General features: G+C 63.9%; 7 protein-coding genes. 2 read left to right on the forward strand and 5 right to left on the reverse strand.

All coding sequences use genetic code 11. The annotated features are described in order from the left end of the window. Together WCB02_RS14310 and WCB02_RS14315 are read right to left on the reverse strand one after the other, a co-directional pair. Positions 1-651 (reverse strand): LysM peptidoglycan-binding domain-containing protein (locus WCB02_RS14310; protein WP_423958872.1); only part of this gene is annotated, 651 nt, incomplete at its 3' end. Positions 652-771: 120 nt separating this feature from the next. Further along, positions 772-1,422, reverse strand: a complete 651-nt coding sequence (locus tag WCB02_RS14315) for a protein-L-isoaspartate(D-aspartate) O-methyltransferase (protein WP_423958873.1) — start codon at positions 1,420-1,422, stop codon at positions 772-774. A 287-nt stretch (positions 1,423-1,709) separates the two neighbouring features. On the opposite strand from WCB02_RS14315, the gene WCB02_RS14320 reads away from it, so the two are divergent. Further along, positions 1,710-2,087 (forward strand): response regulator, encoded by a 378-nt coding sequence (locus WCB02_RS14320; RefSeq protein WP_423958874.1) that lies wholly within the window; start codon positions 1,710-1,712, stop codon positions 2,085-2,087. Between the two features lie 45 nt (positions 2,088-2,132). Here the strand turns inward: WCB02_RS14320 and surE are convergent, their stop codons facing one another. After that, the gene (gene surE / locus WCB02_RS14325; RefSeq protein ID WP_423958878.1) at positions 2,133-2,900 is read right to left on the reverse strand and encodes a 5'/3'-nucleotidase SurE; all 768 of its coding nucleotides are present in this window, start codon (positions 2,898-2,900) and stop codon (positions 2,133-2,135) included. A gap of 867 nt (positions 2,901-3,767) precedes the next feature. Between surE and WCB02_RS14330 the strand changes: the two genes are divergently transcribed. Then, entirely contained in the window at positions 3,768-3,992 is a 225-nt protein-coding gene (locus WCB02_RS14330) for a hypothetical protein (protein WP_423958875.1), read from the forward strand. Positions 3,993-4,014: 22 nt separating this feature from the next. Here the strand turns inward: WCB02_RS14330 and WCB02_RS14335 are convergent, their stop codons facing one another. Together WCB02_RS14335 and serS are read right to left on the reverse strand one after the other, a co-directional pair. Beyond that, complete coding sequence (locus WCB02_RS14335; RefSeq protein ID WP_423958876.1) at positions 4,015-4,455, reverse strand: hypothetical protein; 441 nt, start codon at positions 4,453-4,455, stop codon at positions 4,015-4,017. Positions 4,456-4,555: 100 nt separating this feature from the next. Then, a complete protein-coding gene (gene serS / locus WCB02_RS14340; RefSeq protein WP_423958877.1) occupies positions 4,556-5,887 on the reverse strand; it encodes a serine--tRNA ligase in 1,332 nt (443 codons plus the stop codon). Between the last annotated feature and the right edge of the window lie 149 nt (positions 5,888-6,036).

A 6,036-nucleotide genomic window follows, 5' to 3' on the forward strand; every position in this document is an offset into this window, starting at 1 on the left:
GGCTACCACCGGCGCGGCCGCAGCCACTGCGGTCTGGCGCGGAATGATCAGTTGCTGACCCGGCGACAGCGTGCGCGGTCCCTTGTAGCCGTTGGCGGCGAGAATCGCGGCCGGCGTGACATGATAGCGCTGGGCCAGGATCTCGAGCGTGTCGCTGGTGCCGACGATGATGGTGGCGCCGGCTTGCGGATGCACCGCCGCGACCGAGCGCGGCGCCACGCTGCCGGTGCTCTCCAAGCGCGGCTGGGGCGGTGGCGTATAGGACGCAACTCCGCGCCCGCCACCGGAAACGCTGGCGGATGGATAGGACTGGGGTGCCGCGACCAGGGGCGCTCCGCCCGAGGATTGATACCCCGAAGGCTGGTATCCTGACGGCCGATAGGCTTGAGGCTGATAGGCTTGAGGCTGATAGGAGGGCTGCGGGCGGCTATTTTGCGACAGATCGCGGCGTTCGATCGGCGCCGGCGGCTGGGGGGGCAGCGCCCCCGTGGCTTCCGGCTGGCCAGCAAAGGGATTGGAAAAGGAGTTCTGAGCCTGTGCCACGCGCGTCGACATATCGGCGCTGCACCCGGCAAACGAGAAAGACACCAGCGCCAGTACCGCGACCTGGGGTAAGCGGCGCGCACAACGCAACTCGGCAATACGGGACATGGTTACTCACTCGTACGCAACAAAGTACCGTTTTGAGTAAACACACCCCCAGTAAATAACCGCTTAACCCTTGGAATAAGATGCCGCCCCGCACGACCCGTCCGGACTTTCACAGCTCCGTCACAGCTCTCTTGCGATCCCTGGCAGGGCCGGCACGAAGCGCACGTCGACGAGCTCCTTGCGCTCCAGGCCGCTGCCCTTGCGGGTGATGCGGACCAGCGTCTGGACGCCGTGATGAGGCCCGATCGGCGCGATCAGGATACCATCCGGCCCCAGTCGCTCGGTGAGGCTGTCCGGGATCTGCACCATGGCGGCGGTGACGAGGATGCGGTCGAACTCGCCGAGATTGGCCGGCAAATTGAGGCCGTCCCCAAGCATCACCTCGACGTTGTCGCAACCAAGCGTCTCCAGCCGGCTGCGCGCGGCGTCGGCCAGGGTCCGAAAGCGCTCGACCGTCAGCACCTGGCCGGCAAGATGCGACAGGATGGCCGCCTGATAGCCGGATCCCGTACCGATCTCCAGCACACGATGCGACTTCTGCAGATGGAGCTGCTCGGTCATATAGGCCACCACGAAGGGCTGGCTGATGGTTTGCCCGCAGGCGATGCCGAGTGCACTGTCGCGGTAGGCGTCAGCCCGATCGGCATTGGCGACAAAGGCCTCGCGGGGCACCTCCTCCATCGCCCGCAGCACGGCCTGGTCGCTGATCCCGCGGCGCCGCAGGGCCAGCTGAAACAGCATCTTTTCCGGGGGGCCGTTCTTGGCGGGCATCTCGGTCTCGCTGGGCGCGCTTTGAGAGAACTCTAAGGGCAGCAGTCTACTTGAGACCGGTCGGGCCGGATTCATACCGTGTACGCCGGTCTCGTTGGGGCATTTTGCCCCCGAATCGGCGTTCCCGCCATGGAACAAGAAAGGGCAGCTTGGCGTTTAATCCGGATGTGATCAATCTGCGGGGCGGCGGCGCCGTAGCGATCTTTGGATCAGTCGGCTATGCTTGCGTTGCGCTTGAAAGCGATATCTGCCAACGTTTGGGGCGGGTTGGGGCAAGGACACATCTGATGACTGCGACGCGGCCGCCGCGCGGTTCTGTCTTCCTCGTCGAAGACGAGGTGATGATCAGGATGATGGTCACCGACATGCTGGAGGAGCTCGGCTACACGGTGTCCGCCGAAGCCGGCGAAATCAACGAAGCCATCCGGCTTGCGCAAACCGCCTATTTCGATCTCGCCATCCTGGACGTCAACGTCAACGGCAAGGTGATTTCGCCTGTTGCCGACCTGATCAAGGCGCGCAACCGCCCGTTCATTTTCGCAACCGGCTACGGCTCGTCCGGCCTGCCTGAGGAATATCGCGACCGGCCCGCGCTGCAGAAGCCGTTCCAGCTCGAGACGTTGGGCAAAATGATCGACACCGCGATGCGCAACGCGGCGGCGTAGTCGAAATCCGCCCCCATCATCCACGTCGGAAGACGATCCTTCGCATCATTTCAGCGTTTCCGTCAGCGCCGCCGAAAACGCCTCGTCGGTGCGGTCGAGCCGCAGCGGCGTCACCGAAATGCTGCGCGCCGCGAGCGCGGCGAGGTCGGTGCCTTCCGCCGGCGTATCCAGCACGGCCGCGCGCTCGAAACCGATCCAGAAATAGGGATTGCCGCGACCGTCGCGGCGCTGGTCGACCTTGAGAAATCCGAGATTGCGCTTGCCCTGCCGTGTCACGCGAATACCCGCCACCTCTTCCGGCGCGCAGGCCGGGAAGTTCACATTGATCACGGTGTCCCTGGGGATGCCGGCATCGATCACCTTGCGGACGATAACGGGACCGAACTTCAGCGCAGTTTCCCACAACGGCTTCTCGCGCGTCTCCATGCTGAACTCCTGTGACAGCGCGAACGACGGCAGACCGAGAATAGTGCCTTCAAGGGCGCCCGCGATGGTGCCGGAATAGACGACATCCTCGGCAACGTTGCGCCCCTTGTTGACGCCCGACAGCACGATATCGGGCATCGTCGGCGCCAGGATGTGCCGGGCTCCCATGATGACGCAGTCGGTCGGCGTGCCCCGCACCGCGAAGTGGCGCGGCCCGACCTCGCGCAATCGCAACGGATCATTCAAGGATAGCGAATGCGAGACGCCGGACTGGTCAAGCTCGGGCGCCACGATCCAGACGTCATCCGACAAGGCACGCGCGATCTCCTCGACCACTTTCAGGCCCGGCGCGTGGATGCCGTCGTCATTGGTGCAGAGGATGCGCATGCCGCCAGAAGCCCTTTCGACCGATTCAGCCTGTCTCACTGCGCCGTCTTATCCGCTGCTCCGGCTCGAGGCAAACCGGGCCGAATGCCGCTCAAAACAGCCGGTCTTGCCGGCCAATCGCTGGCGCACCTGGCGCGCTCCAGACCGTCCCCTTGGCCGCCTTGCGAAGCGGTGACCATTGCGCCATAATCTGCCATGCGACAGGGTTTTGCACATGACCCCCTTTTTGGCCGCTGCCGCGATTTTTTGTCTGGTTTTTTTCGCTTCATTGCCCGCAGTTGCTCAATCAGACCAGGATTTGAGCTCTGCAAGCCAATGTTTTCCCTGGCAGCAGTTGAGCGACGGCCGCTGCGTCGCCAAGCCATCGCCGTCTCCCCCGCCAGCGGTGCTGGCACCTGGCCTTTCCGAATTACCGACCAACCCATGCATCGACGACACCAGGAATCTTTCCGCCCGGTGTCCGTGTCCTGGCAATACCCATCCGGATGTCACGAGCGGACGCTGCGTCGCCGACAGCATCGTTCCTGCCCGCAGGCCCGATGAGACCATCGTCTGCAACGGCGGCGCCGTGACCAACGGCAACTGCGGCTGCCCCGCCGGCTTCAACCTGATTCCGGCCACAGGCAATCCGGGCGGCGGCACCTGCGTCAAGACCAACGCCGAAAACTGCCTCGGCGGCGAACTGACCGTAAGCGGGCGCTGCCTTTGCAACGGACAGGTCGTGATGTCCGGCGAGACTTATCTGCTGGAATATACCAGCGCAAATGCGTGCCGACGCGCTGCCCGGTTGCGACGCTTCCAAGAGACGGCAAATGCGTCGGCACATCGGCCGCGACGGTCGAGCCCGAGGCCGCGAGCAAATCCGCCTTGCCCACGAAAAGCGGGGAGAAAACCGGCGAGGAGGAAACCGGCCAGGAGGACGCCGAACGTCATGGCCCTTGCGGACACGGCATGATCCACAGCCGTTCGGGCTGCATCGCCGCCGCGCACCGGCGAAGTCGCGGCAGCCACGGCAACGCCGCGGCGAGCTTCCGGCAATATTATCGGATGTATCGGGTCCCGGCCGGCGGCATGATGGCGGCGCCGAATTGACGACAGCGCTATACGATTGCCGTCAGCGCCGCACACGCCACTGCGGCATGAATCTCGCGGAGGCGCGCTCGATTCGCCAAGCCAGCGGCGGAAGCGCCGGTTGCTTCGGTTGCTCAATTGCAAAAACTTCACTGAGCCTTGTCGTCATGTCCAACGCTGGCTCGGACGGCGGCGTCTCGTCGACCGGCGTCGGCTGCTGGATCAACTCCAGAACGCTTTCGATCAGCGGCAGCGGCTTTCGCTGTGGTTCGGGAAAACGCGCTTGCGCGACGGCCAGAGCCTTGTCAAAATCGTCCATATTGATCCATGCATGCGCGCCGATCCGTTGGCGCAGGTCGTCGTCCCACAAACGATCAATCTCGATGTCGAAGGCACCTTTCAGGCGCTGATCGATCGCCTGCAGGCCGATCCCGGTCACGGCCCATTGTCTGCCAACCCAATAGATGTTCCGATCCAGCGCCATCGACTCGCTCTCGCTGCCGGCAGCAAACGAGGATAGCGGCCCGTTCCGCGTTCGCAACATGGAACGGGCAAAAAACCTCGGGACGGGCCAGCGAACGCGGCTATTTATCGCGCCCGACGACCTTCAGCCCACCCATATAGGGCCGCAACACGTCGGGGACCGCAATCGAACCGTCGCCCTGCTGATAGGTCTCCATTACGGCGATCAGAGCGCGGCCGACCGCGGTGCCGGATCCGTTCAGCGTATGCACGAAGCGCGGCTTGCCATCGCTTGCGCGGTAGCGTGCGTCCATGCGACGGGCCTGGAAATCGCCGCACACCGAGCAGCTCGAAATCTCCCGGAACGCGCCGCCGTCGCCCTGGCCAGGCATCCACACTTCGATGTCATAGGTCTTCTGCGCCGAAAAACCCATGTCGCCGCTGCACAAGGTCATGACGCGGTAATGCAGATCGAGTTGCCGCAGCACCTCCTCGGCACACGCCAGCATCCGCTCATGTTCGTCGTTGCTGGTCTCCGGCGTCGTGATCGAGACCAGCTCGACCTTCGTGAATTGGTGTTGCCGGATCATGCCGCGGGTGTCGCGCCCGGCGGCGCCGGCCTCCGCGCGAAAACACGGCGTCAACGCGGTCAGCCGCATCGGCAATTCTTTTTCGTCGACGATGGATTCTCGGACCATGTTGGTCAGCGACACTTCGGCGGTTGGAATGAGGCCGAGACGCTCGGTCTTCAATCTGCCGTCGGGCTCCGCGAGCAGTTCGCCCTTGATGGCCCAGAACTGATCGTCCTCGAATTTCGGCAACTGGCCGGTGCCGAACATCACTTCGTTGCGCACCAAGAGGGGCGGATTGATCTCGGCATAGCCGTGCTCGTTGGTATGCAGATCCAGCATGAACTGGCCGATGGCGCGCTCCAGCCGCGCGAGGCCTTTCTTCAAGACGACAAAACGCGCCCCGGATAGTTTTGCCGCGGTTTCGAAATCCATCCAGCCGAGCGCGCCGCCGAGATCGTCATGCGGCTTCGGCGTGAAGGCGTAGTTGCGGCGGTTGCCGAACACGTGGCGCTGCACGTTGCCGTGCTCGTCTGCGCCGTCAGGCACCTCGTCGAGCGGCAGATTCGGAATCGCAGCGAGCTCTCTGGCCAATTCTTCATCGGCTGCCTTCGCCGCCGCCTCGAGCTCCGGCATCGTGGTCTTGAGTTTGGCGACCTCGTCCATCAAGGCCGTCGCGCGCGCGTCGTCCTTCGCCTTCTTGGCTTCGCCGATTTCCTTCGACGCTGCGTTGCGACGCGCCTGGGCCTGTTCGGACGCCAGAATCGCCGCCCGGCGTTTTTCGTCAATCGCAAGCAGCGAGGCGGACAATGGCCGCAGCCCGCGGCGTGCCAACGCGGCGTCAAAGGCTTTCGGGTTGTCGCGTATCGATTTGATGTCGTGCATGACAAAAATTCCTGTGTCATCCACCGGGCAAAAGCGCGAAGCGCATCTTCACACCAGAATCCGGCCATCCACGTCTTGCCGCCTTAGATCAAGTCGTGGCGGGCCGGGTCAAGCCCGGCATGACGGATCATGGGCCGCAACCGGGACGA

The organism is Bradyrhizobium sp., assembly GCF_049581145.1.
GTDB lineage: Bacteria > Pseudomonadota > Alphaproteobacteria > Rhizobiales > Xanthobacteraceae > Bradyrhizobium.